The following is a 24091-nucleotide window of genomic DNA, read 5'->3' as shown; positions in this document are numbered from 1 at the left end:
CGCTCACAGTGCTCTCGATCAGGCACCAGAAGCGACTTGCGTTCCACGATTCGAGACGGCAATATCGTCTCATGGACAACTCTAGCGGAGTCGGCGTTCTCGACAAAGCAGCCCTGGTTCTGTCCGCGCTCGAGTCCGGGCCGGCGACCCTGGCCGGACTGGTGGCGGCCACGGGTCTGGCCCGGCCGACCGCGCACCGGCTCGCGGTGGCACTGGAGCACCACCGGCTGGTCGGACGCGACATGCAGGGGCGGTTCGTGCTCGGGCCGCGACTCAGCGAATTGGCCTCCGCCGCCGGTGAGGACCGGCTGCTGGCGACCGCCGGCCCGGTGCTGGCGCGGCTGCGCGACATCACGGGTGAGTCAGCGCAGTTGTTCCGCCGGCAGGGTGAGTACCGGGTCTGTGTGGCGGCCGCCGAGCGCCCGTCCGGTCTGCGGGACACGGTCCCGGTCGGCAGCCAGCTGACCATGGCGGCCGGCTCGGCTGCCCAGATACTGCTTGCCTGGGAGGACCCCGAGCGGATGCACCGCGGCCTGCACAACGCGACTTTCAACGCCGCGGCGCTCGCCGGCGTACGGCGTCGTGGCTGGGCGCACTCGGTCGGCGAACGCGAGCAGGGCGTCGCCTCCGTGTCGGCCCCGGTCCGCTCCCCCAGCGGCAAGGTGATCGCCGCCGTCTCCGTGTCCGGGCCGATCGAACGCCTGTCACGCCAGCCCGGCCGCATGCACGCTCCAGCCGTCATGGCCGCCGCCGAACGCCTCTCGGAGGCCCTGCGGCGCGCGTCAGAGTAGCCAGACCTGACCAGTGCCGCTGTCGATCAGCGCGGCATGGTCTGCGGTGACCTCCAGCGGCAGCACGTCGTACACAGCGGCCGCAAGGACTGGTAACGCCGCCAGCGGGACCCGAGGTGCCAAGGTGCAATGAGGTACCCACCGCCCAGGCTCGTAGTGCCTATGTAGTTCAGCTCCTGTCTCGGTGACTGCCGAGACCACGCGCTGCTGCAGTTGCCGTACCTCTACGCCGACCGCCGGCACCAGCCAGGCCCGCCCGCGGCGAAAGCTCCCGAGCGCATCGAAGTACAGCCCGACAGCGCCGCCGCCCAGCAAGGGCTGCACGGCCTTCGTCACCTTCTCGTGGTCCCACTCGCGCAGCACAGCCAGCGACAGATGCGGCACGTGCCGCCCGTGCGTGTGCGACCTCAGCGTCGGTACGCCGAGGACCTCCAGCCGGTCCCACAGTTGCCGCAGCAGCCGGTCGGAGCGTCGGTCGAACAGCAGGCAGACCGCGAGCGCCATACGACCACGGTAGGACTGGCTGATGTGCGGGCAGCGGGACGGGCCGACCAGGACGGTGCGGAAGGAATGGTTCACGGCCGGGCAGAAGATGCTGGTCGTCCGGCGGGCTCGCGCGCGAGCTCACAACCATCGACACCAGAAGCGCCCCCCACCCGTGAGGATGAGAGGCGCTGTTCTCTGGTAGCCCCGACGGGATTCGAACCCGCGCTACCGCCTTGAGAGGGCGGCGTGCTAGGCCGCTACACAACGGGGCCAGAGGTTTGTCGACCAGTCCCCTGCGGGCCGGGCAACGAGGTTGAACTCTACCGATTTCCATCGGCGCGGTCCAATCCGCTGGGGTACTAGGACTCGAACCTAGACTAACTGAACCAGAATCAGTCGGGCTGCCAATTACCCCATACCCCAAAGGCATTTCACTGCAGTTGTGAGTTTGTCTCCGCCCTCACAACCTGGCCCGCTGAGCCTACCCGAGCAAGGGCCAGGATTCCAAAACGGGGTCCTCCGGGGCGGGTTGTCACTCCCGTCACACCAGTTTCCTGCCGGGCAGCGGAGCGGCCGTCAGCGGCAGGTCACAGACGGCCGTCAGCTTCGCCCGCCGCGCCAGCCACAACGCCACCAGGCCGAACGCCGCGAACTTGGCCACGTCGACTGCCACCAGCGACCAGGGCGCGTCGTCCGCGCCGAGACTGGCGCCCACGGAGTCCGTCAGCGCGGCGTACACGAACGTCACCACGTTGTTCGCCGCATGCACCGCGATCGCCGCCTCCAGCCCACCGGTGCGCACGACGAGGAACCCGGCGACCAGCCCGAACGCGAACCGGTCGAGGAACAGCGCCGGGCTCTCCCACGGCCAGATCCCATGCGCCATCGTGAACAGGACGGTGGTCACGAGCACCGCCACGACCGAGCTCCGCACCAGCGCACCGACCGCCTGCAGCAGATACCCGCGGAAGAAGTACTCCTCCCCCGCGGCCTGGAACGTCGACGTGAGCAGGGTGACCGCGATCACCGCGGCCGCGTCCGGCGCGATGCCGCCGGTGCCGTCGCCGAGCAGCTCGACGCCGCCGGCCTTGACGACCCCGAGCATCAGCAGCTCGAGCAGTACGGCGGCCAGCGCGAACCAGCCCAGCCACCACCACCGCAACCGGGCGGTCACCGACGACAACAGCCCCGGCGCCTGCCGGTTGAGCTTCTGCGCGACCAGCATGCTCAGCGGGATCAGCACGATCAGCGACAGGTTCGTCGCCAGCAGCCCGAACCAGGAGACGGTGCCCTCGGGGTCCTTCCGGATCGCCTGCTGGACGGACAGGATCACCAGGCTGGTGAAGATCCATCCGGCGAAGATCGTGAACGCGCCGAGGATCACGTACCCGCTCGGGGTCACCTCGTTACGCAGCAGCCGGTGGTAGCGCGGCGGGAGCTCTTCGGGCATCACTCGGCCGGCAGTGACGACCGGGCCTGCTCGAGCCGGTGCAGCGACTTCTCCCGGCCCAGCAGCTCCAGCGACTCGAACAGCGGCGGCGAGACCCGGCGGCCGGAGATCGCCACCCGGACCGGGCCGAACGCGTTCTTCGGCTTCAGGCCGAGGCCGTCGACGAGCGACGTCCGCAGGGCCGCCTCGATCGCCTCGGTGGTCCACTCGACGTCGCCGAGCGCTTTCACCGACGCCTCCAGGACTGCACCGGCGTCACCGGTCAGCACCTTGCCGGCGGCATCCGGGTCGAGCGTGAACGCGGTCTCGTCGACGAACAGGAAGCCGAGCATGTCGACCGACTCCGACAGCGTGTTCATCCGCTCCTGCACCAGCGGTACGGCGGCCCGCAGTACCGCGAGCTGATCGTCCGACGGCTCGGCCGGCAGCATGCCGTCCTTGGCCAGGAACGGGATCATCCGCCGGCCGAACTCCTCCGGGTCGAGCAGCCGCATGTGCGCCGCGTTGATCGCCTCGCACTTCTTCGGGTCGAACCGGGCCGCGTTCGCGTTCACCTTGCGGATGTCGAACGCCTCGACCATCTCCGCCATCGTGAAGACGTCGCGGTCCTCGGCGATCGACCAGCCGAGCAGGGCCAGGTAGTTCAGCAGGCCTTCGGGGAGGAAGCCGCGCTCCATGTACTCGCCGAGGCCGGAGCCCGGGTCGCGCTTGGACAGCTTCTTGTTGCCCTCGCCCATCACGAACGGCAGGTGCCCGAACCGCGGCGTCCGCCCGCCGCCGACGCCGATCTCGGCGAGCGCTTCGTAGAGCGCGATCTGCCGGGGCGTCGACGGGAGCAGGTCCTCGCCGCGGAGCACGTGGGTGATCTCCATCAGCGCGTCGTCGACCGGGTTCACCAGCGGGTACAGCGGGTGCCCGTTGGCGCGCACCAGGACGTAGTCGCCCAGGTTCTCGGGCAGGAAGGTGATCTCGCCGCGAACCAGGTCCTCGAACACGATCGGGCGGTCCGGCATCCGCAGCCGGACCACGGGCCGGCGGCCCTCCTCGACGTACGCCGTGACCTGCTCCTCGGTGAGGTTGCGGCAATGGCCGTCGTACCCGCTGTGCTGGCCAGCGGTGCGCGCGGCCTCACGACGCTGGTCGAGCTCCTCCTGCGAGCAGTAGCAGTGGTACGCCCGGCCCGCGCTGAGCAGTTTCGCGACGACGTCGGCGTAGATGTCCATCCGCTCCGACTGCAGGTACGGCCCGTAGTCCCCGCCCACCTCAGGGCCCTCGTCCCAGTCAAGGCCGAGCCAGCGCAGCGAGTCCAGCGTGTACTGCAGTGCTTCCGGAGTGTTGCGGGCCGCGTCGGTGTCCTCGATGCGGAGCACCAGCTTGCCACCGTAGTGGCGCGCGAAGGCCCAGGCGAACAAGGCCGTCCGGATGTTGCCGACGGTCAGCAGACCGGTGGGGGACGGCGCGAAGCGCAGTCGTACCTGAGTGGGTTCGAGGTCGCCGAGAACGTCGTCGTCGGGCCGGTCAGTCACGCACGATCACCTTGTTCGTCAGAGTTCCGATTCCTTCGATGCTGACCGAGACCTCGTCGCCGGGCAGCATCGGGCCGACACCCGCGGGGGTGCCGGTGAGCACCACGTCGCCGGGCAGCAGCGTGGTGAAGGAGGTGATGTAGGCCAGCACCTCCGGGATGCCGAAGATGAACTGCGAGGTCCGGCCGTCCTGCTTCGGCTCGCCGTTCAGCTCGGTGGTGACCCGCAGGTCGGACACGTCGAGCTCGGTGCTGATCCACGGGCCGAGCGGGCAGAACGTGTCGTACCCCTTGGCCCGGGCCCACTGCCCGTCGGTCTTCTGCAGGTCGCGCGCGGTCACGTCGTTGGCCACCGTGTAGCCGAAGATGACCTCGTTGACCCGTTCCTTGGGCAGGTCGCGGCAGATCCGGCCGATGACGATGGCCAGCTCGCCCTCGAAGTGCAGGTTGTTGGTCTGCTCGGGGTAGACGATGCCGTCGCGCGGGCCGATCACCGAGGTGTTCGGCTTCAGGAAGATCATCGGCTCCGCCGGGACCTCGTTGCCCAGCTCCTCGGCGTGCGCGGCGTAGTTACGGCCGACACAGACCACCTTGCTGCGCGGGATCACCGGCGCCAGCAGCCGGACGTCGGCCAGTTGCAGCTTCTCGCCGGTGAACTGGGCCGCCCGGTAGAGCGGGTCGGAGTCGAGCACCGAGACGGTGCCGACCAGCCCTTCGGGGTCGTCGGTCTCGACGACGCCGTACCTAGGCTCGTCGTCCACGGAGAATCTGGCGATACGCACGGCCCGAGCCTACCGTCGCGATCGGATGAGACAGTTATCCGGTGACGACTGAGATCCGGCTGGCCGGTGCCGGCGAGTACGACGCTGTCGGGGAGCTGACCGTCGAGGCGTACGCGCACGACGGGTTCCTGCCCGAGGGCAGCGACTACGCGTCGACGCTGCGGGCGGCCGCGGACCGGGCGGCCAAGGCGGAACTGTGGGTCGCGGTCGACGGTGACGGGCTGCTCGGGACGGTGACGTTCTGTCCGCCGGGCTCGGTCTACCGCGAGATCGGCCTCCAGGACGAAGGCGAGTTCCGGATGCTCGGGGTGGCCGGGCGGGCACGCGGGCTGGGGATCGGGACGGCGCTGACCGTCCGCTGTGTCGAGCGGTCCCGCGAGCTCGGTCTGCGCCGGGTCGTGATGAGCAGCGCGACGTACATGAAGACCGCGCACCGCATCTACGAGCGTCTCGGTTTCGCCCGGCTTCCCGACCGCGACTGGTCGCCGATCACCGGTGTCGACCTCTACGCCTTCTCCCTGGACCTGTGACTGTCACTCTGAGCCCTGCCGAATGGACGCCGCTGGCCGACGCCCATCGGGTTCGCGTCGACGCTCTGGTCGCCGATCACCTGGACCGCCGCAAGCGACGCGAGGCGCATCCGGTCGAGGACTTCCTCTTCACCTACTACCCGACCCGGCCGAACCAGCTCCGCGTCTGGCACCCCGGGCCCGGCGTACGGCTCCTCGATGCCGGCGAGTATGACGGACGCCGGGGCTACACGTATCGCGACGGGGCGGCGGCGCTGGATCCGGAGGAAATCGCTCGCCGGCGGAACAGCGTCGCGTGGATCCGCCTGCTGCTCGCCGCGACCGCGGATCGGCAGCCCCAGTTCGGGTGTTTCGGGCTGCACGAATGGGCGATGGTCTACCGGACGTCCGACGTACGGCATGAGAAGTGGCCCCTGCGGCTAGGTGCCGAGGGCACCGATTCGGTGGTCGAGTCGCACAAGATCGCGTGCTCGCACTTCGACGCCTTCCGGTTCTTCACCGCGCCGGCGCGGGGGCTCAACGTCCTGCAGCCGACTCGCGAACTGCAGCCGGCCCTGGAGCAGGGCGGCTGTCTGCACGCGAACATGGACCTCTACAAGTGGGCGTCCAAGCTGATGCCGTTCGTGCCCAGTGCGCTGGTTCTGGACTGTTTCGAGTTGGCCCGGGACATCCGGACGCTGGACATGCGTGCCTCGCCGTACGACCTGGCCGCGCTCGGCTACTCCCCGGTGCCGATCGAGACGCCGGCCGGAAAGGCCGAGTACGCCGCCGCCCAGCGCTCCTTCGCAGCACGCGCGCGCCCACTCCGGCTGCGGCTCGTCGACCTGTGCGACGAACTGCTCGGCTAAGGTCGGCGCATGGGGAAGATCGTCGCGATCGCGCTCGGCGCACTGCTCACCGTGTCCGGGGCGATCTTCACGTTCCAGGGCCTCGGCTATCTCGAGGGCAGTTCGATGACCGGCAGCGGATTCTGGGCGATCGTCGGCCCGATCATCGCCGCCGCCGGCGTCTCACTGCTGTACGTCGCAATCCGCGGCCCGCAGCAACGCCGCTAGCAGCGCAGGCGTTCATCGAGCCGTCGCCTTCAAGGCGAACAGGAGCGGGAGGCGCGGTGCCTCGTCGGGCAGTCGCCACCACCCTTCGGGAGTCTGCTGCATCGAGGGCCAGCGCGGCCACTGCAGGACTTCCGATTCGCGCAGGCTGGTGATGGAGAGGCCGGCGACCGCGAGCGTGGTGACCAACTCGCCGAGACCGTGTCGCCATTCGTAGCTGCGTTGGCGTCCGGGCACCTCGTCGCCGGTGTAGGTGACGGTCGAGTCGTGCACGATCGGGCCGCGGCCCTCGAGGTAGTCGGTGCGGATCGTCAACTCGTCGGACTCACCGGGGAGCGACACCGGCCGCAGTGCGTTGAGCAGCGGGTGGAACTCGACGATGTACAGCGCACCGCCCGGTTTGAGCAGATCGCGCACGACGCCGGCCCACTGCCGCAGATCGGGCAGATAGCAGAGCGCTCCCTTGCCGGTGTACACCACGTCGAACTGACGCCCCGGCAACGCCTCGGCCGCGTCGTACACGTCGGCATGCACGTACTCGACCTCGAGCCCGGCATCCGCCGCGATTCGCCGAGCCTCGTCGAGCGACCGCGCGGACAGGTCCAGCCCCGTCGTCCGCGCTCCACGCCGGGCGAACGCGATCGTCTCGGTCCCGAGATGACACTGCAGATGCAGTACGTCGCGTCCCTCGAGCGGCCCGAGGTCCTCCCACTCGTAGTCGGCGAACCAGTATTCGGCCGGCTGACTGTAGAACCCGCTCGCCGCGTGCAACGGCGCCCGCGCGTCCCAGTCGGCCTCGTTCGCCGCCACCATCTCCCGCGTCTCCGCATCCAGCGTCACCGGCGCCTCAGTCCCTCCACCTAGAGCGACCACCCAGTCTGCCCAATCCCAGGTCCACACCACGGTCACGCCATATTCAAGATTGTGACGTAAGCTTGAACAAGGAAGGGACGTGATCATGGCGCGGGTGGAGTTGCACCGGTGGCCCGGGCATCCGGACGGGTTCACCCGGGCGGAGCGGCTGGGCGGTTCGTACGAGCTGTACTTCCCGGATCCGCTGACCGGGCGGGCGTTCGACCTGAGCGACGAGGTGCTGGCCGCGTTGGAGGACGCGGCCGGGGATCTCGGCCGGCTCGACGCGACGGCCGCCGTCCTGACGAACAGCGAGGCGCTGGCGCGACTGCTGCTCCGGGCCGAAGCGGTGGGCTCGTCGCAGATCGAGGGCCTGGTCGTCGGCGCACGCCGCTTGCTGAAGGCCGAAGTACTGCGGGAGCGGCAGCAGGACGTCACCGCCGAAGAGGTGCTCGGCGCGGTCGACGCGATGACCTGGGTGACCGAGTCCGTCCAGGCCGGCGACAAGCTCGAGATCGAGCATCTGCTGGAGGCGCACCGCCGGCTGATGGCCCACTCGCCGAACCCCGAGCTCGGCGGCGAGATCCGCTACTTGCAGAACTGGATCGGCGGCCGGTCCCCCGCCGAGGCCTACTACGTCCCACCGCCGGCGCATCTGATTCCCGAACTGCTGGCCGATCTGATGACGTTCGTCCGCGAGTCCCGGCTGCCGGTGCTGGCGAAGACGGCGATCGCGCACGCCCAGTTCGAGTCCGTCCATCCGTTTGCCGACGGCAACGGCCGGACCGGGCGGGCGTTGATTCACCTCATCCTCCGGGCGGACGGTCTGGTCCAGCGCACCGTCCCGCCGGTGTCGCTGTCGCTCGCCACGCACGCCGCCCAGTACGTCGAGGCCCTCACGGCGTTCCGCCACGTCGGCAAGCCGACGGGTCCGCGGGCGCGGACGGCAGCCAACCAGTGGCTGCTCCTGTTCGCCGCCGCCTGCAGTCACGCCACCGCCGAGGCGGCCGGCTTCGAACGGGCCGCGGCCGACCTCAAGGACGCCTGGCGTGAACGCGCGGCGCCGGTCCGGGCGGGGTCGGCGGTCGAACTGCTGATCGAGACGCTGCCTGCCGCGCCGGTGCTCACCCTGGCCGGCGCGGCCCGGCTGATCGACCGGTCGCAACAGGCCGCCAACCAGGCGCTGGCCCGACTGGTCGAAGCCCGCGTACTGCGCGAGGTCACCGACGGTCGACGGAACCGGATCTACGAGGCGCCCGAACTGATCGACGCCTTCACCCTGCTGGAACGCCGCTTCGCCAGCCCGGCGGCCGACACCAGGATCGAACCGCCTAGCAGACCCGTACCGTCGAGACCAGTACCAACACGCCGTCGTCATTGACTTTCTCCTCCCCGTCGGGCAACAATTCGAACACATGTTCGATCCTGCTGCAAATCTCGACCGGGAGCGTGAAGAGAGTGATGCCGGAGCCCTTCGACTGGGACATCCTGCACCGCCCGTCGGCGATGGCGATGGTCCGCGGCCAGCTCGGCTTCAGCTGGATGGTGTTGTCCGGCCGGCTCGCCGAGCTGACCGACGAGCAGTACTTCTGGCAGCCGGGCGGCGGGGCGCTGACCGTCGTCCGGCGGCACCACACCGGCCGGTTCCGCTCACTCGGCTCCGGGGAGTGGGTCGCCCAGTGGCCCGACGAGCCGGACCATCGCGGTCCGCGCACGATCGCCTGGCTGATCGCGCACCTGACCGAGCAGTTCTTCGAGCGCTGGGAGTGGACGTTCGGCGAGCGCCGCCAGGGCCGGGCCGACATCACCCTGCACGGCAACGCCCGCGACGCGGTCGCCTGGCTGACGCACTGGGTGGACGCTTGGCAGGAGTCGATCGCTGCCCTGGACGAGGAGCAGGTGACGACGGTCGGCCTCAGCCAGGCGACCGAGCTCGACGCCGCCGAGCCCTTCGGCCACGTCGTACTGCGGCTGAACCGCGAGCTGATCCACCACGGCTCGGAGATCATGACGCTGCAGGACCTCTACGCGGCGGCGGCCTGAGGTCGGCGTGACCCGAGACGACAAGATGTGCGACACGCCGCGTGGCGTTGCCACAAAATGTCGGATCGGCCACCTAGCATCACTACAGCTGGTGGTTCGGAGTCACCAACACCACAAGATGTGGGTGACGTCGAGGCAACAGGGGAATCCGGTGCGAATCCGGAGCTGCCCCGCAACGGTGAGCGGAAGACGTCCGCGAGTCCGGATACCTGCCACCGGCGCGTGCACCGCCGGTGCACGCGGTCCGAGACCTCGAGGGCGGGTCGCAGGGCGTGACAGCGGTGATCCCGGCCGGTGCCGACTGTCCCGTCACACTCTCCGCCCTCGAGGCGCGGGCCTCCGAACTCGCGTGGAAAGAGCATCTGTGACCGTCACTTCCTCATCACGACCGGCGGCCGACCTGCCGTCCAGGTCGATCGAGCTGACCGTCGTCCGCCGCGACGGCAGCAGTACGGCGTTCGACCAGTCGAAGATCGCCGTCGCCATGACCAAGGCGTTCCTCGCCGTCGAAGGTGCCGAGGCCGGCACGACCCACCGGGTCCGGGACCTGGTGGCCGACCTGACCGGCCGGGTCGTCGAGGCCCTCACCAGCCGCGGTGACGCCCGCCGCAGCGTGCAGGTCGAGGACATCCAGGACCAGGTCGAGCTGGCGCTGATGCGCGCCGGTGAGCACCAGGTCGCCCGTGCGTACGTCCTCTACCGCGAGGAGCGCGCCAAGGCCCGCACCCCTGCCGACCCGGCCGGCATCGTCGACAAGCCGGCGATCTCGGTCCGCGCCGCCGACGGCAGCTCGGCCGCGCTCGACGTGGACCGGCTGCGAGTGATCGTCGCCGAGGCGGCCGACGGCCTGGAGGCGGTCGACCCCGAGCTCATCCTCGACGAGACCCTCGGCTCCTGCTACGACGGCATGGCGCAGCACGAGGTGGAGCTGGCGCTGGTGATGGCCGCCCGGTCGTGCGTGGAGACCGAGCCGCAGTACAGCATCGCCGCGTCCCGGCTGCTGCTGGACCAGATCCGCCGCGAGGCGCTCGGCCGCGTCCATGGTGAGCCCCGCCAGGCGAGCCAGGCCGACATGACCACCGCGTACCCGGCGTACTTCCCGGAGTACATCCGGACCGGGATCGAGGCGGGGCAGCTCGACCCTGAGCTGGCGCAGTTCGACCTGACCAGACTCGCCGCGGCGATCCGGCCGGAGCGGGACCTGGACTTCGCGTTCCTCGGCCTGCAGACGCTGTACGACCGGTACCTGCTGCACATCGACAAGATCCGGTACGAGTTGCCGCAGGTGTTCTTCCTCCGGGTCGCGATGGGGATGGCGCTGCGCGAGGACGACCGGGAGGCGCGGGCGATCGAGTTCTACGAGCTGCTCAGCTCGTTCCGGTTCATGTCGTCGACGCCGACGCTGTTCAACTCCGGCACCACCCGGCCGCAGCTGTCGTCGTGCTTCCTGACCACGGTCGAGGACGACCTCGCCGGCATCTTCACCAAGATCCGCAACAACGCCCTGCTCGCCAAGTACTCCGGCGGCCTCGGCAACGACTGGACGCCGGTGCGTGGGATCGGTGCCAAGATCCGCGGGACCAACGGGGAGTCGCAGGGCGTCGTACCGTTCCTGAAGATCGTGAACGACACCGCGGTCGCGGTCAACCAGGGCGGCAAGCGCAAGGGGGCGGTCTGCGCCTACCTCGAGACCTGGCACATCGACATCGAGGAGTTCCTCGACCTCCGCAAGAACACCGGTGACGAGCGCCGCCGGACCCACGACATGAACACGGCGAACTGGGTGCCCGACCTGTTCATGCAGCGGGTCGAGGCGGACGGCCGGTGGACGCTCTTCTCCCCGGACGAGGTCCCCGACCTGCACGATCTGTACGGCGCCGAGTTCGCCGAGGCCTACCAGCGATACGAGGATGCCGCGGACCGCGGTGAGATCAGGGTGTTCCGGCGGGTCCGCGCGGTCGAGCTGTGGCGGCGGATGCTGACCGTGCTGTTCGAGACCGGGCACCCGTGGATCACCTTCAAGGACGCCTGCAACCTGCGGTCGCCGCAGCAGCACGACGGCGTGGTCCACTCGTCGAACCTGTGCACCGAGATCACCCTGAACACGACCGTCGACGAGACGGCCGTCTGCAACCTCGGCTCGGTCAACCTGGTCGCGCACCTGACCGGCGGCGGCCTGGACGCCGACCTGCTCCGCGACACCGTCAAGACGGCGGTCCGGATGCTCGACAACGTCATCGACGTGAACTTCTACACCACGCCGGAGTCCGAGCGTGCCAACCAGCGGCACCGCCCGGTCGGTCTCGGGCTGATGGGCTTCGCCGACGCGCTGTTCGCGCTGCGGATCCCGTACTCCTCGGACGCGGCGGTCGCGTTCGCCGACAGCTCGATGGAGCAGATCAGCTACCACGCGATCGAGGCGTCCAGCGACCTCGCCGCCGAGCGTGGCCGCTACTCGTCGTACGACGGTTCGCTGTGGAGCCAGGGGATTCTGCCGATCGACTCGCTCGAGCTGCTGCGAACCGCCCGGAACGGCGACGTGATCGTTGACCAGGGCAAGCAGCTCGACTGGCACACACTGCGGGCGAAGGTGCTTCGGCACGGGATGCGGAACTCCAACGTGATGGCGATCGCGCCGACCGCGACGATCTCCAACATCTGCGGAGTCAGCCAGTCGATCGAGCCGGCGTACAGCAACCTGTTCGTGAAATCGAACATGTCCGGCGAGTTCACCGTGGCGAACCCGTATCTGGTCGCCGACCTGAAGGCACGCGGGCTCTGGGACCAGGTGATGGTCTCGGACCTGAAGTACCACGACGGCATCCTGACCGGGATCGAGCGGATGCCCGCCGACCTGCGGGAGCTGTACGCGACCGCGTTCGAGATCGACCCGCAGTGGCTGGTGCAGGCCGCGTCGCGGCGGCAGAAGTGGATCGACCAGGCGCAGTCGCTGAACCTGTACATGTCCGCGCCGTCGGGGCGGGCGCTCGACGAGCTGTACCGGTCGGCATGGCGTCATGGCCTCAAGACGACTTATTACCTGCGTTCCCAGTCAGCGACCCACGTGGAGAAGTCCACGCTGAAGGGCACTGACGGTCGGCTCAACGCCGTACCCGTTGCCCTGCCCGAGCCGACCGGAGCCGTGTGCTCCCTCGACGACCCCGACTGCGAGGCCTGCCAGTGACGACGACCGGACTGGGTGAGATCGCGCTCGGCGCGGACCGGGTGCACGTCGACGACAAGGCGATGATCAACGCCCGCGCCGACGTCAACCAGTTGCTGCCGCTGAAGTACCGCTGGGCATGGGACAAGTACCTGGCCGGGTGCAACAACCACTGGATGCCGACCGAGGTGTCCATGCAGGCCGACATAGCCCTGTGGCGGCGTCCATCGGAAGCCCGCGACGGCCTGACCGAGGACGAGCGGATGATGCTGAAGCGCAACCTCGGCTTCTTCGCCACCGCGGAGTCCCTGGTCGCGAACAACATCGTGCTGGCCGTGTACCGGCAGCTGACCAACCCCGAATGCCGGCAGTACCTCCTGCGCCAGGCCTTCGAGGAGGCCGTGCACACGCACACCTTCCAGTACATCTGTACGTCGCTCGGCCTGGACGAGGGCGAGTTGTTCAACATGTACCGCGAGGTCCCGTCGATCTCGGACAAGGACGCCTGGGCGCTGAAGTACACCCAGCACCTGGAGGATCCGGATTTCCGGACCGGCACGCCCGAGGCCGACACCGCGTTCCTGCGCGACCTGATCGCGTTCTACGTGGTGTTCGAGGGGATGTGGTTCTACACCGGGTTCGCGCAGATCCTGTCGCTCGGGCGGCGGAACAAGATGGTCGGGATCGCCGAGCAGTACCAGTACATCTTGCGGGACGAGTCGATCCACCTGAACTTCGGCATCGACTGCATCAACCAGATCAGGCAGGAGAACCCGCACCTGTGGACGGCCGCCTTCCAGGCCGAGGTGCGGCAGATGCTGACCGAGGCCTGTGAGCTCGAGGTGGCCTACGGGCGTGCGACGATGCCGAACGGCATGCTCGGGCTGACGGCGGAGCTGTGCGAGCAGTACATGCACTTCATCACCGACCGCCGCGCCGAGCAGATCGGTCTCGCCCCGATCTTCGGCGAGACCCGGAACCCGTTCGGCTGGATGTCGGAGGTGATGGACCTGAAGAAGGAGAAGAACTTCTTCGAGACCCGCGTGATCGAGTACCAGTCGTCGAGCGGACTGAGTTGGGACTGATGGACAGGTGGCGCGCACTGCCGATCGGCGGTGCGCGCCATGCCCACTGACGTCCTCGCCGCGGCGCGGGAGGTGCTCGCCGCGGCGACGAGCGACCCGCCGTACGCGCGTACGAGTCATCTGCAGGTCGTCGTTCGCGGTTCGGTCGTCGTCGACGAGCAGCTCCGCGGGCCGTCGGTCTCGGACGTGTTCTCGGTGACAAAGAGCGTGCTGGCGACCGTTCTGGGCGTAGTTGCGGCACGTGGCCTTCTCCCGCAGTTGGACAGTCCGGTCGGCGGCGTACTGCCGGCTCTGCGAGGGAACCGCACACCTGGCGTCAGTCGCTGACGATGACGCGCGGTGCCCGATCGAGGACGAATCGGCTGAGGCGATCCGCGCGGACCTTCTTCTGGACCGCCGCGCTCGCTCTCGACCTCGAGACGACGGATCAGCGGTAGTCGACCTCGAGCACGCCGATGATCTTCGCCAGCCTGGCGGCGACCCGGCCGGCGTCGAAGCCGTCGCCCTCGACGGTGATGCTCAGCGTGCAGTCGTCGAGCGACAGCGACAGCTCGCGGACGTCGTACGGGTTGAGGAGTACGGCGATCCGCGCTAGCAGGCCGCCGGTCTCGACCACGCGCGCGGTGAAGACGGTGACAGTGCGTTCGACCGCGACCAGGCTCATCGGGCGGCCTCCTTGTGGCGGAGCAGCCCGTAGGTGACGCCGTCGACGAGTGCCTCCCAGGACGCCTCGACGATGTTGTGGCCGACTCCGACCGTCACCCAGGACCCCTCACCGTCCGCGGTCTCGATGAGGACTCTGATCACCGCGTCCGTGCCGTGGCCCTGGTCGAGGATGCGGACCTTGTAGTCGACCAGTTCGAACTTGTTCACCACCGGGTACGCCCGCTCGATCGCGGTCCGCAGCGCGTGGTCGAGGGCGTTCACGGGGCCGTTGCCCTCACCGGTGACGATCTCCCGCTCTCCGGCCGCGACCAGTTTCACGGTCGACTCCGACACCGCCTCGCCGTCGGCGCGCGACTCGGTGATCACCCGCCAGGACTCCACGTCGAAGAAGCTGGCCCGGCGGCCGGTGACCTCCTCGGTCAGCAGCAGCTCGAACGACGCGTCCGCGGCCTCGAAGGTGTACCCGCGGGCCTCCATCTCCTTGACCCGCTCGGTCACCCGGCTGACCAGTTCGCGGTCGTTGCCGAGGTCGAACCCGAGCTCGCGGCCCTTCAGCTCGACGCTCGCCCGGCCGGCCATCTCGGAGACGAGCATCCGCATGTCGTTGCCCACCAGGGCGGGATCGGTGTGCTGGTAGAGGTCCGGATCCACCTTGATGGCACTGGCGTGCAACCCCGCCTTGTGGGCGAAGGCGGACACACCGACGTACGGCTGCCGGGTCGACGGCGGCACGTTCGTCACTTCGGCGATCGCGTGCGCGATCCGGAACGACTCCGCCAGCCGGCCCGGTGGCAGCAGCTCCATCGACCGCTTCAGCTCGAGGTTCGCGACGATCGCGAGCAGGTCGGCGTTGCCGGTGCGTTCGCCGTACCCGTTGATTGTGCCCTGGACGTGCGTGACGCCGGCCTCGACGGCGGCGATCGAGTTCGCCACCGCGCAGCCGGCGTCGTTGTGACAATGGATGCCGAGACGTGCGCCGGTGGACTCGAGGACGTCGCGGACGATCTCCTGCAACTCGCGCGGCAGCGTGCCACCGTTGGTGTCGCACAAGGCGACCACGTCGGCGCCGGCCTCGGCGGCTACCCGGACCACCTCCAGCGCGTAGGCACGGTTGGCGCGGTAGCCGTCGAAGAAGTGCTCGGTGTCGAGGAACACCCGCTGGCCGTTCTCGCGCAGGTGCCGGACCGTGTCGATGACCATCCGGAGGTTCTCGTCGAGCGTCGTACGCAAGGCGCGTTCGACGTGGGCGTCGTGGCTCTTGGCAACGAGTGTGACGACCGCGGCGCCGGACTCGCGCAGCGCCGCGACCTGCTGGTCGTCCGCGGCTGCGCTCCCGGGCTTGCAGGTCGCGCCGAAGGCGGCGAACGTCGCGTTCCGCAGGTGCAGCTCGGTCCGCGCCCGCTCGAAGAACTCGGTGTCCTTCGGCACCGCGCCCGGCCAGCCGCCCTCGATGAAGCCGACTCCCAGGTCGTCCAGGTGCTGCGCGATGGCGATCTTGTCGGCCACGGACAGCGCCAAGCCCTCCTGCTGCGCGCCGTCGCGCAGGGTGGTGTCGTAGACGTGGAACTCGTCCGAGATGCTCATGGTCGGCCTTCCGAGGGGCTGGGCGAACGTGCCGGGCAAACAAAAAACCTCCCGCACGGTGCGAGAGGTCTGCGCGCTCAGGTACAGCTTGCTGAGCGCGCCTAGGGAATAATGACCCGGTAGTTCTTCATGACATTCGGCAGTCTGCCACAACATGTCCACGAGGTGGCGGGAACGTCTCGAATCACGAACATTCAGTACTGCGGAGTGCCGCAGAGTCCAGCAATCAGGCGGTGAGCGACCAGCCGGGGTCGTCCCAGGCGGTGTAGAAGTCCTCACGGCTGAGCGGACGCAGGCCCCACCTGTCCCGGTCCAGCGCCTGGTCCGTGAGCATTCCCTCGTCGTCCTCGAGCCGCTGCCACCAGTACCGCGTGATCGTGCCGTCCTCGGCCGCGCCGAGCTGGCGGACCACGACCCACTCCCGCTCGTGCCAGACCGCCTCGTACAGCCAGTCGGTGCCCTCGTCGTCGGCCAGCGCGCCGTACGTGCGCGGCGCCGTACCGCGGTCGAGATCCCGGATCAGCTCGACGGTGGACCGTATCGCCGCCGCTGTCTCAGGCGACCAGTCACGCCGCTCGGCCAGCTCCGCGTAGTAGGCCTCGACGTCGTCGGGGAAGCTGCTCATGGGCCCCGACCCTACCGAAACCCGTGGCCGTACTGCGACCGTCGGTCCACGGCACCGACCTGAAAAGATGCTGTGAAAGCCGACGACCCGCTCCAGCGCCGGAGCGGGTCGTCGACAGGCAGCTCGTCGGTCAGCAGACGCGGGTCATCCAGCCGTGCGGGTCGGCGGCGCGGCCGTACTGGACGTCGAGCAGGGCACTGCGGACCGCGGCGGTCACCGGACCACCGTTGCCGTCGGCCACCTGCACCTCGCCGCCCTTCCACTTCAGCGACGCCACCGGCGTGATCACCGCGGCCGTCCCGCAGGCGAACACCTCGCGGATCCGGCCCGAGGCGGCGCCGTCACGCCACTCGTCGATCGAGATCTTCCGCTCGGCCACGTGGTAGCCGAGGTCGGTGACGAGCTTGAGGATCGAGTCCCGGGTGACGCCCTCGAGAATCGTGCCGGACAGCTCCGGGGTGACCACGGAGTCGTCGTCGAGGACGAAGTACAGGTTCATCCCGCCGAGCTCCTCGATCCAGGTCTTCTCAACCGCGTCGAGGAACGCGACCTGGTCGCAGCCCTGTTCGATGGCCTCGGCCTGGGCGAGCAGTGACGAGGCGTAGTTGCCGCCCGTCTTCGCCGCGCCGGTGCCACCGGGGGCAGCCCGGGTGTACTCCTCGCTCAACCAGATCCGGACCGGCTTGACGCCGTTCGCGAAGTAGGAGCCGGCCGGCGAGGCGATCACGCAGTAGGTGACCTGCGCCGACGGGCGGACGCCGAGGAACGGGTCCGAGCCGAACATGAACGGGCGCAGGTAGAGCGACGTCTCACCGCCGCCGGGCACCCAGGCCTTGTCCAGCTCGACCAGCTTGTGCAGCGAGTCGAGGAACGCCGCCTCGGGCAGTTCCGGCAGCGCGAGCCGGTGCGCGGACTTCGCGAACCGGGCCGCGTTCGCCTCCGGGCGGAACATGTGGATCGAGTCGTCGGGATGCCGGTAGGCCTTCATCCCCTCGAAGATGGTCTGGGCGTAGTGGAACACCGCGGTGGCCGGAGACAGCTCCAGCGGCCCGAAGGCGGTGATCCTCGCGTCGTGCCAGCCGTTCTCCCGGTCCCAGGTGGCGATCGCCATGTGGTCGGAGAAGTTCTGCCCGAATCCCGGGTTCGCCAGGATCGCGGCGCGCTGGTCGTCGCTGGCCGGTTGGGTGTTTGGCTCAACGGTGAACTGTAGATCGGCGCTCATAGCCGCACCGTACCTCTTGGCCGAGTGGTCATGCGAGCGTCCGCCTCTCAGCCCAGCGCGCGCTTGGCGATCGCGTCACCGATGTCCGCCGTGGTCCTGGCGGCACCGGTGCGCTCCTCGATGTCGGCGGTGACAGCGGCCTCGATCGCGGCGCCGGCCTCGGTCAGGCCGAGGTGGTCGCACAGCAGCGCGGCCGACAGGATCGCGGCCGTCGGGTCCGCCTTCTGCTGGCCGGCGATGTCCGGGGCGGAGCCGTGCACCGGCTCGAACATGCTCGGCGCGGTCCGGTCCGGGTTGATGTTGGCGCTCGCGGCCAGCCCGATCCCGCCGCTGATCGCGGCGGCCAGGTCGGTGATGATGTCGCCGAACAGGTTGTCGGTGACGATCACGTCGAACCGGGCCGGGTCGGTGACCAGGAAGATGGTCGCCGCGTCCACGTGCAGGTAGTCGACGGTGATGTCCGGGAACTCCGCGGCGACCGCGTCGACGGTGCGCGTCCACAGGTGGCCGGCGTGCACGAGCACATTGTTCTTGTGCACCAGGGTGAGCTTCTTCCGCGGCCGCGCCTGGGCCCGGGCGAACGCGTCCCGGACGACCCGCTCCACGCCGTACGCCGTGTTCACCGACACCTCGGTGGCGATCTCGGCCGGCGTCCCGACGCGCAGAGCGCCGCCGTTGCCGACGTACGGGCCCTCGGTGCCCTCACGGACGACGACGAAGTCGACCTCGCCCGGGTTCGCCAGCGGGGAGCCGACGGACGGGTAGATCTTCGACGGCCGCAGGTTGACGTAGTGGTCCAGGGTGAACCGGAGCTTCAGCAGCAGGCCGCGCTCGAGCGTGCCGGACGGTACCGTCGGGTCGCCGATCGCGCCGAGCAGGATGGCGTCGTGGCCGCGGATGCTGTCCAGCTCCGCGTCCGGGAGCGTCTCGCCGGTCGCGTGCCAGCGCCGGGCGCCGAGGTCGTACTCGGTCCGCTCGAACGTCACGCCGTGCTGCGCGGCGACCGCGTCGAGCACCTTCAGCGCCTCGGTGGTCACCTCGGGTCCGATCCCGTCCCCCGGGACGACGGCAAGCCTGAAGGTCTTCTGCGTGCTCACTTCTTGGGTTCTCCCCCGTTGTAGAGACGGTTGACAGCTTCCTGTGCAGCCTTCACCTCGGCGGCGTCGGCGCTGCGGCGGGCCAGGCGGCGGCGACGGGCCGCCTTCCGTTCCCGGGCGTCGATCGCGGGCCAGTTGGCTGGATACATGTCGTACATGGTGATCTCCGGATGGGTCTCGCCGACAGTAGACACGGGCGGCACGACGCTCCGAATTTACTCTGACGTCCGACTAAATCACCACTATGCGGGCAGCTTGTCCCGGGATGTGAGATGTCGGTGCCAGCTCTGGCCCGATGCTGTGCGAGTCTCAGCCGGTGAGTGCTCCTCCAGAACTGCCGCCGCTGGTGTCGGCGGCCCTCAGCCTGTCCGGCCGGCGGGGATTCGTCAGCTCGACCCGCAACGAGACCGGCCGGCTGCTCGCCACTCTCGCCGCGTCGAAGAACGGCCTCCTCGGTGAACTCGGGACCGGCTGCGGCGTAGGGTCGGCGTGGTTGCGCAGCGGTGCTGCCGAGGGCTCGCAGATCGTCACCGCGGAGAGCGATCCGCAGCTGGCGCAGGCGGTTGCGGAGCTGTTCGCCGCCGACGAGCGGATCGAGGTCGTCTCGGCCGACTGGACCGCGCTGATCGAGCGCGGGCCGTTCTCCCTGCTGTTCGTGGACGCGCGCGAGGCGAAGATCTCCGCCCGCGACATCATCGCCGACGTGGTCGAGCCGGGCGGCTTCGTCGTCCTGGACGACTTCACGCCGTCCGCCTTCTGGCCGCCGATGTACGAGGGCCGGGTGGACACGCTGCGGCAGGAGTGGCTGATGGACAAGCGCTTCACCACCGTCGAGGTGATGGTCGCGCCGGACGCCGCCGTCCTGCTGGCCACGCGGCGCTAGGCCGCACCCGCACATGAGGCGGGCCCGAGTCATTGGACTCGGGCCCTGATCGGCCGCCATGCGCCTGCGGGCGGCTGACTACCTCCTAGTAAAGCAGTCGTTCCCTTGATCAGGCGTCCAGGTCCACCGTACGGGCGGTGTCGGCCTGGACCGCGGTCGCGATGTCGTCCAGGACGGTCGTCGGGATCGCGGAGTCGACGGCCAGCGCGACCAGCGCCTTGCCGCCCTTGCGGTCCCGGCTGACCTGCATGCCGGCGATGTTCACGTCCGCGTCGCCCAGGATCCGGCCGATCTGGCCGACGATGCCCGGCCGGTCCTCGTAGGTGAGGAACGCCAGGTGCGCCGACAGCTCGATCTCGACGTCGAACCCGTCGACCTCGACCAGCCGCTCCGACTGCCGGACGCCGACCAGCGTGCCGCTGACCGAGACCTGGGCGCCGTCGGCGAGCGTGCCGCGCAGCGTGATCAGGTTCCGGTGCTCCGGGCTGTCGTGGTCGGTGACGAGCCGGACCTCGAGGCCGCGCTCGGCCGCCAGCAGCGGTGCGTTCACGTACGAGACGTTGTCCTCGACCACGTCCGCGAACACGCCCTTGAGAGCGGCGAGCTCGAGCACCTTCACGTCGTACTGCGTGATCTCGCCGCGGACCTCGACGTCCAGCTGCTGCGCGACGCCGCCGGCCAGCGCGGTGAAGATGCGGCCGAGGTTCTCGGTCAGCGCGATGCCCGGCCGGACGTCCTCGGCGATCACGCCGCCCTGGACGTTGACCGCGTCCGGGACCAGCTCACCCGACAGCGCGAGCCGGACCGACTTGGCGACCGCGACCCCGGCCTTCTCCTGCGCCTCGTCGGTCGAGGCGCCCAGGTGCGGGGTGGCGACGACGTTCTCGAACTCGAACAGCGGCGAGTCGGTGCACGGCTCGGTCGCGAACACGTCCAGGCCGGCGCCGGCCACCCGGCCCTCCTTGAGGGCGGAGTAGAGCGCCTGCTCGTCGACGATCCCGCCGCGGGCCGCGTTCACGATGATGACCTCGGGCTTGACCTTGTGCAGCTCCTCGTCGCCGATCAGGCCGATCGTCTCCGGCGTCTTCGGCAGGTGCACCGAGATGAAGTCGCTGACCGACAGCAGCTCGTCCAGGCTCGCGAGCCGGACCCCCATCTGCGCGGCCCGGCCGGCCTGCACGTACGGGTCGTAGGCGATCACGTTCATGCCGAAGGCGGCCAGCCGCTGCGCGACCAGGACGCCGATCTTGCCCAGGCCGACGATACCGACGGTCTTCTCGAACAGCTCGACACCGGAGTACTTGCTGCGCTTCCACTCGCCGTTCTTCAGCGACTGGTCGGCGGCCGGGACGCGGCGCGCGGTCGCCAGCAGCAGGGCGACGGCGAGCTCGGCGGCGCTGACGATGTTGGAGGTCGGCGCGTTGACCACCATCACGCCCGCCTGGGTGGCGGCCTTCACGTCCACGTTGTCCAGGCCGACACCGGCCCGGGCGACGACCTTGAGCCGCTTGGCCGCGGCCAGCGCCTCGGCGTCCACCTTGGTGGCGCTGCGGATCAGGATGGCGTCCACGTCGGCGATGGCCGGAAGCAGCTCGGCGCGGTCGGCGCCGTTGGTGTGCCGGATCTCGAAATCGGGGCCGAGCGCCTCGACGGTGGCCGGGCTGAGCTCTTCGGCGATCAGGACGACGGGCCGGGTTACGTCAGTCATGGGAGAAGTCTCCTGCAGAAGCGGTAGGGGCTCATAAGTCAGAGCACCGCGCTGTGCCCGCTGTCACTGATAGTACCCCGAATCCGATAACGCCTGTCTGCGCACCCAGGATTCGGCACGGCCGCTCAGTCGGCGTCGCAGCTCTGGACCGGCTGCATCTCCTTGGAGCCGTGCATGCGCAACTGACCGCCCTCGCGGACCAGCAGGTAGCGCAGATCCCGCCGGTTGCAGGCCTGTCCGTCGGCGCCGCTGGCGTTCGGCGAGAACAGCACGGCATACGTCATCCGGACGTTGACGCCGTCCTCCCCCGCCCGGGTGACCTCGGTGATCCGGGCGTTGAAGAAGTACGACGTCTGGTGGTTGTTGCGGTCCCGCTCGAGCGTCAGCCGTTTGCCGAAGCTCTTGGAGTAGACCGGCCGCAGGGCCTCGAAGTCGTGCCGGTTCTCCAGGGTCAGGTAGGTGCCGAGCAGCTTCTGCGCCTCGAGTGCGAGCGGGGTGCTCGCGACCAGCAGCTCCGGCAGCACCGCGGTCTGCGGACCCCGGGATCGCTCGCAGCTGCCGCCCGGCTCGGCCGTCATGCCGGTCGGCTCCGGCGCGACGTACCCCCGCAGCCGGTCCAGCGACACGATCGCGCTGGTCGGGGCCGTGTCGCCGGCGACGAGTCCGACCACGTGACCGGACTTGTCGACGACCGGGCCGCCGAGCTTGGACTGGCTCATCACCGTGCTGAGCGCCAACGGCTGCTCCGTCGTACCGATCGGACGGGAGGTGAGAACGCCGGCCGAGGTGTAGCCGATCAGTGCGCGCTCGGCCATCGGATCAGGGGTGCGGGAGGCGAGCGGAACCGTTTGGCGGTCGAGCCGCCCGATCATCCGCAGCACGGCGACGCCGTCCGCGCTCCTGCCGAGCTGGTTGACCCGGCGGACCCGGCCGTCATCGGTGGCGATCACGATCGACAGCGGCTGCTCGAGCGCGGACGCCGCGGTCAGGACCAGGCCGTCACCGATGAGTACGCCGGTCGCCTGGCCGGTCCCCTCGCAGGTCGTGGCGAGGACGTGGACCACTCCGCCGCGGACGGAGTCGAGGACCTTCTCGGTGTCGATCCGCAGGCTCTGCGCACGGACGTACCAGCCCGCACTGGCGCCCGCGGCGAGGATCAGCAGGACGGCGACGAACCCGGCCAGGAACCGGCCGAACGTCCACGGCCGGCGCGCCGGCGGCTGCGGTGACCGCGGCGGCGTACTGGTCTGGAGCTGGGTGAGCGTCGCCGCGGCCGCGGGGACGCGCCGAGGCGGCCGCGGCAGCGGCCTGCCGTCCTGCACCACCTGTCACCTCCCCCGCCGCCCGCATCGGAACCGTCACTGATTGTGCCAAAAGACGAGGTCCGGGCCACCCACCCGAGCGGCCCGGACCTCGACTTCGTGCGCGTCAGCGGGCCGCGGTGCCCTCGACGTAGTCCTCGTCGTGCGACTTGACCCATGCCATCAGGCCGCGCAGCTCCTTGCCGACGCCCTCGATCGGGTGCGACTCGCTCTGCTTGCGGAACTCGGCGAACTCCGGCGCGCCGGCGTCCTGGTCGGCGATGAACCGGGCGGCGAAGGTGCCGTCGGTGATGTCGCCGAGGACCTCCTTCATCCGGGCCTTGACCGACGCGTCGATGATCCGCGGGCCGGACACGTAGTCGCCGTACTCGGCGGTGTCGGAGACCGACCAGCGCTGCTTGGCGATGCCGCCTTCGTAGATCAGGTCGACGATCAGCTTGAGCTCGTGCAGGCACTCGAAATACGCGACCTCCGGCTGGTAGCCGGCCTCGGTCAGTGTCTCGAAGCCGGCCTGGATCAGCGCCGACACGCCACCGCAGAGGACGGCCTGCTCACCGAACAGGTCGGTCTCGGTCTCCTCGGTGAAGGTGGTCTTGATACCGCCGGCCCGCAAGCCGCCGATGCCCTTGGCGTACGAGAGCGCCAGGTCCCACGCCTTGCCGGTGGCGTCCTGCTCGACCGCTACCAGCACCGGTACGCCGCGACCCTCGGAGTACTCGCGGCGGACCAGGTGGCCCGGGCCCTTCGGCGCGACCATGAACACGTCCACGCCGGCCGGCGGCTTGATGTAGCCGAACCGGATGTTGAAGCCGTGGCCGAAGACGAGCGCGTCACCGTCGACCAGGTTCGGCTCGATCGCCTCGGCGTACAGCTTGCGCTGGGCCGGGTCCGGCGCGAGGACGACGATCACGTCGGCCTCCTCGCAGGCCTCGGCCGGGGTGAGCACCCGCAGGCCCTGGGCCTCGGCCTTGGCCCGGCTCTTCGAGCCCTCGGGCAGACCGACCCGGACGTCGACACCGGAGTCGCGCAGCGACAGCGCGTGGGCGTGGCCCTGGCTGCCGTAGCCGAGCACGGCCACGTGCCGGCCCTGGATCACCGACAGGTCGGCGTTGTCGTCGTAGAACATTTCAGCTGCCACTTGGAGCTCTTCTCCTCTTGCGTTGATGGGGTACGGCGGTCAGCCCTGACGGACTCAGCCTTGACGGGCCACGGGCCGGCACGTGGC

Annotated in this window: 24 protein-coding genes, 2 tRNA genes and 1 riboswitch; of the genes, 10 read left to right on the top strand and 16 right to left on the bottom strand. The window is 69.4% G+C overall.

Annotated elements, in window-relative coordinates; all coding sequences use genetic code 11:
* The first annotated feature begins 71 nt into the window (after positions 1 to 71).
* Complete coding sequence (locus tag E1218_RS16660; protein ID WP_012922430.1) at positions 72 to 791, top strand: IclR family transcriptional regulator; 720 nt, start codon at positions 72 to 74, stop codon at positions 789 to 791.
* Here E1218_RS16660 and E1218_RS16655 read toward each other — a convergent pair.
* The 6 genes from E1218_RS16655 to E1218_RS16630 form a co-directional block, all read right to left on the bottom strand.
* Positions 783 to 1370: a 2'-5' RNA ligase family protein gene (locus E1218_RS16655; RefSeq protein WP_233712274.1), complete on the bottom strand. Its 588-nt coding sequence runs from the start codon at positions 1368 to 1370 to the stop codon at positions 783 to 785. The genes E1218_RS16660 and E1218_RS16655 overlap by 9 nt on opposite strands.
* Before the next feature lie 103 nt (positions 1371 to 1473).
* Positions 1474 to 1549: transfer RNA gene (locus E1218_RS16650), tRNA-Glu, on the bottom strand.
* Between the two features lie 79 nt (positions 1550 to 1628).
* Positions 1629 to 1700 (bottom strand) — tRNA-Gln (locus E1218_RS16645).
* A gap of 118 nt (positions 1701 to 1818) precedes the next feature.
* The gene (locus E1218_RS16640; protein ID WP_132321061.1) at positions 1819 to 2727 is read right to left on the bottom strand and encodes a CPBP family intramembrane glutamic endopeptidase; all 909 of its coding nucleotides are present in this window, start codon (positions 2725 to 2727) and stop codon (positions 1819 to 1821) included.
* Entirely contained in the window at positions 2727 to 4253 is a 1527-nt protein-coding gene (gene gltX / locus E1218_RS16635; RefSeq protein WP_132321059.1) for a glutamate--tRNA ligase, read from the bottom strand. The genes E1218_RS16640 and gltX overlap by 1 nt, the downstream gene beginning before the upstream one ends.
* A complete protein-coding gene (locus E1218_RS16630) occupies positions 4246 to 5034 on the bottom strand; it encodes a fumarylacetoacetate hydrolase family protein (protein ID WP_132321057.1) in 789 nt (262 codons plus the stop codon). The genes gltX and E1218_RS16630 overlap by 8 nt, the downstream gene beginning before the upstream one ends.
* A 41-nt stretch (positions 5035 to 5075) precedes the next feature.
* Here E1218_RS16630 and E1218_RS16625 point away from each other — a divergent pair, with 41 nt between their 5' ends.
* Genes E1218_RS16625 through E1218_RS16615 form a run of 3 tightly spaced genes read left to right on the top strand, consistent with a single transcriptional unit; the run spans position 5076 to position 6619 of the window.
* Complete coding sequence (locus E1218_RS16625; protein WP_132321055.1) at positions 5076 to 5564, top strand: GNAT family N-acetyltransferase; 489 nt, start codon at positions 5076 to 5078, stop codon at positions 5562 to 5564.
* Positions 5561 to 6412 (top strand): 3-methyladenine DNA glycosylase, encoded by an 852-nt coding sequence (locus tag E1218_RS16620; protein ID WP_132321053.1) that lies wholly within the window; start codon positions 5561 to 5563, stop codon positions 6410 to 6412. Before E1218_RS16625 ends, E1218_RS16620 begins: the two co-directional genes overlap by 4 nt.
* A 9-nt stretch (positions 6413 to 6421) precedes the next feature.
* Entirely contained in the window at positions 6422 to 6619 is a 198-nt protein-coding gene (locus E1218_RS16615; RefSeq protein WP_132321051.1) for a hypothetical protein, read from the top strand.
* 12 nt (positions 6620 to 6631) lie between these two features.
* On the opposite strand, the gene E1218_RS16610 is transcribed toward E1218_RS16615, so the two are convergent.
* Positions 6632 to 7456 (bottom strand): class I SAM-dependent methyltransferase, encoded by an 825-nt coding sequence (locus tag E1218_RS16610; protein WP_202866050.1) that lies wholly within the window; start codon positions 7454 to 7456, stop codon positions 6632 to 6634.
* A 118-nt stretch (positions 7457 to 7574) separates the two neighbouring features.
* Between E1218_RS16610 and E1218_RS16605 the strand changes: the two genes are divergently transcribed.
* The 5 genes from E1218_RS16605 to E1218_RS16585 all read left to right on the top strand — a co-directional run bounded on the left by E1218_RS16605 (position 7575) and on the right by E1218_RS16585 (position 14086).
* Complete coding sequence (locus E1218_RS16605; RefSeq protein WP_233712275.1) at positions 7575 to 8849, top strand: Fic family protein; 1275 nt, start codon at positions 7575 to 7577, stop codon at positions 8847 to 8849.
* Positions 8850 to 8929: 80 nt separating this feature from the next.
* A complete protein-coding gene (locus E1218_RS16600) occupies positions 8930 to 9511 on the top strand; it encodes a DinB family protein (RefSeq protein WP_132321049.1) in 582 nt (193 codons plus the stop codon).
* A gap of 75 nt (positions 9512 to 9586) precedes the next feature.
* Positions 9587 to 9742: riboswitch (cobalamin riboswitch) on the top strand.
* A gap of 133 nt (positions 9743 to 9875) precedes the next feature.
* Positions 9876 to 12695, top strand: coding sequence for a ribonucleoside-diphosphate reductase subunit alpha (locus tag E1218_RS16595; RefSeq protein WP_202866049.1), 2820 nt, complete (start codon positions 9876 to 9878; stop codon positions 12693 to 12695).
* Positions 12692 to 13759 (top strand): ribonucleotide-diphosphate reductase subunit beta, encoded by a 1068-nt coding sequence (locus E1218_RS16590; RefSeq protein WP_202866048.1) that lies wholly within the window; start codon positions 12692 to 12694, stop codon positions 13757 to 13759. Before E1218_RS16595 ends, E1218_RS16590 begins: the two co-directional genes overlap by 4 nt.
* A gap of 39 nt (positions 13760 to 13798) precedes the next feature.
* A complete protein-coding gene (locus E1218_RS16585; protein ID WP_132321045.1) occupies positions 13799 to 14086 on the top strand; it encodes a serine hydrolase in 288 nt (95 codons plus the stop codon).
* A 100-nt stretch (positions 14087 to 14186) separates the two neighbouring features.
* On the opposite strand, the gene E1218_RS16580 is transcribed toward E1218_RS16585, so the two are convergent.
* From E1218_RS16580 to E1218_RS16555, 6 genes are all read right to left on the bottom strand, one after another.
* Positions 14187 to 14423 carry a hypothetical protein gene (locus tag E1218_RS16580; RefSeq protein WP_132321043.1) on the bottom strand — a complete coding sequence of 79 codons (237 nt, stop codon included), beginning with the start codon at positions 14421 to 14423 and terminating at the stop codon, positions 14187 to 14189.
* Positions 14420 to 16009 carry a citramalate synthase gene (gene cimA / locus E1218_RS16575; RefSeq protein ID WP_132321041.1) on the bottom strand — a complete coding sequence of 530 codons (1590 nt, stop codon included), beginning with the start codon at positions 16007 to 16009 and terminating at the stop codon, positions 14420 to 14422. Before cimA ends, E1218_RS16580 begins: the two co-directional genes overlap by 4 nt.
* 226 nt (positions 16010 to 16235) lie before the next feature.
* Positions 16236 to 16634 (bottom strand): hypothetical protein, encoded by a 399-nt coding sequence (locus E1218_RS16570; RefSeq protein ID WP_132321039.1) that lies wholly within the window; start codon positions 16632 to 16634, stop codon positions 16236 to 16238.
* A 130-nt stretch (positions 16635 to 16764) separates the two neighbouring features.
* Entirely contained in the window at positions 16765 to 17856 is a 1092-nt protein-coding gene (locus E1218_RS16565) for a branched-chain amino acid aminotransferase (protein WP_132321037.1), read from the bottom strand.
* Between the two features lie 47 nt (positions 17857 to 17903).
* Positions 17904 to 18953, bottom strand: a complete 1050-nt coding sequence (locus E1218_RS16560; RefSeq protein ID WP_132321035.1) for a 3-isopropylmalate dehydrogenase — start codon at positions 18951 to 18953, stop codon at positions 17904 to 17906.
* Positions 18950 to 19147, bottom strand: a complete 198-nt coding sequence (locus E1218_RS16555; protein ID WP_132321033.1) for a hypothetical protein — start codon at positions 19145 to 19147, stop codon at positions 18950 to 18952. Before E1218_RS16555 ends, E1218_RS16560 begins: the two co-directional genes overlap by 4 nt.
* Before the next feature lie 122 nt (positions 19148 to 19269).
* Between E1218_RS16555 and E1218_RS16550 the strand changes: the two genes are divergently transcribed.
* Complete coding sequence (locus tag E1218_RS16550) at positions 19270 to 19836, top strand: O-methyltransferase (protein ID WP_233712273.1); 567 nt, start codon at positions 19270 to 19272, stop codon at positions 19834 to 19836.
* Between the two features lie 109 nt (positions 19837 to 19945).
* Here E1218_RS16550 and serA read toward each other — a convergent pair whose 3' ends face one another.
* The 3 genes from serA to ilvC all read right to left on the bottom strand — a co-directional run bounded on the left by serA (position 19946) and on the right by ilvC (position 23992).
* Positions 19946 to 21544 (bottom strand): phosphoglycerate dehydrogenase, encoded by a 1599-nt coding sequence (gene serA / locus E1218_RS16545; protein WP_132321029.1) that lies wholly within the window; start codon positions 21542 to 21544, stop codon positions 19946 to 19948.
* A gap of 125 nt (positions 21545 to 21669) precedes the next feature.
* Complete coding sequence (locus E1218_RS16540) at positions 21670 to 22866, bottom strand: trypsin-like peptidase domain-containing protein (protein ID WP_233712272.1); 1197 nt, start codon at positions 22864 to 22866, stop codon at positions 21670 to 21672.
* A gap of 106 nt (positions 22867 to 22972) precedes the next feature.
* Complete coding sequence (ilvC, locus tag E1218_RS16535) at positions 22973 to 23992, bottom strand: ketol-acid reductoisomerase (RefSeq protein WP_132321096.1); 1020 nt, start codon at positions 23990 to 23992, stop codon at positions 22973 to 22975.
* Between the last annotated feature and the right edge of the window lie 99 nt (positions 23993 to 24091).

Source organism: Kribbella turkmenica, from assembly GCF_004348725.1.
Classification (GTDB): domain Bacteria; phylum Actinomycetota; class Actinomycetes; order Propionibacteriales; family Kribbellaceae; genus Kribbella; species Kribbella turkmenica.
Note: the sequence above shows the minus strand (reverse complement) of the source record. Positions and strands in the feature narration are given on the sequence as shown.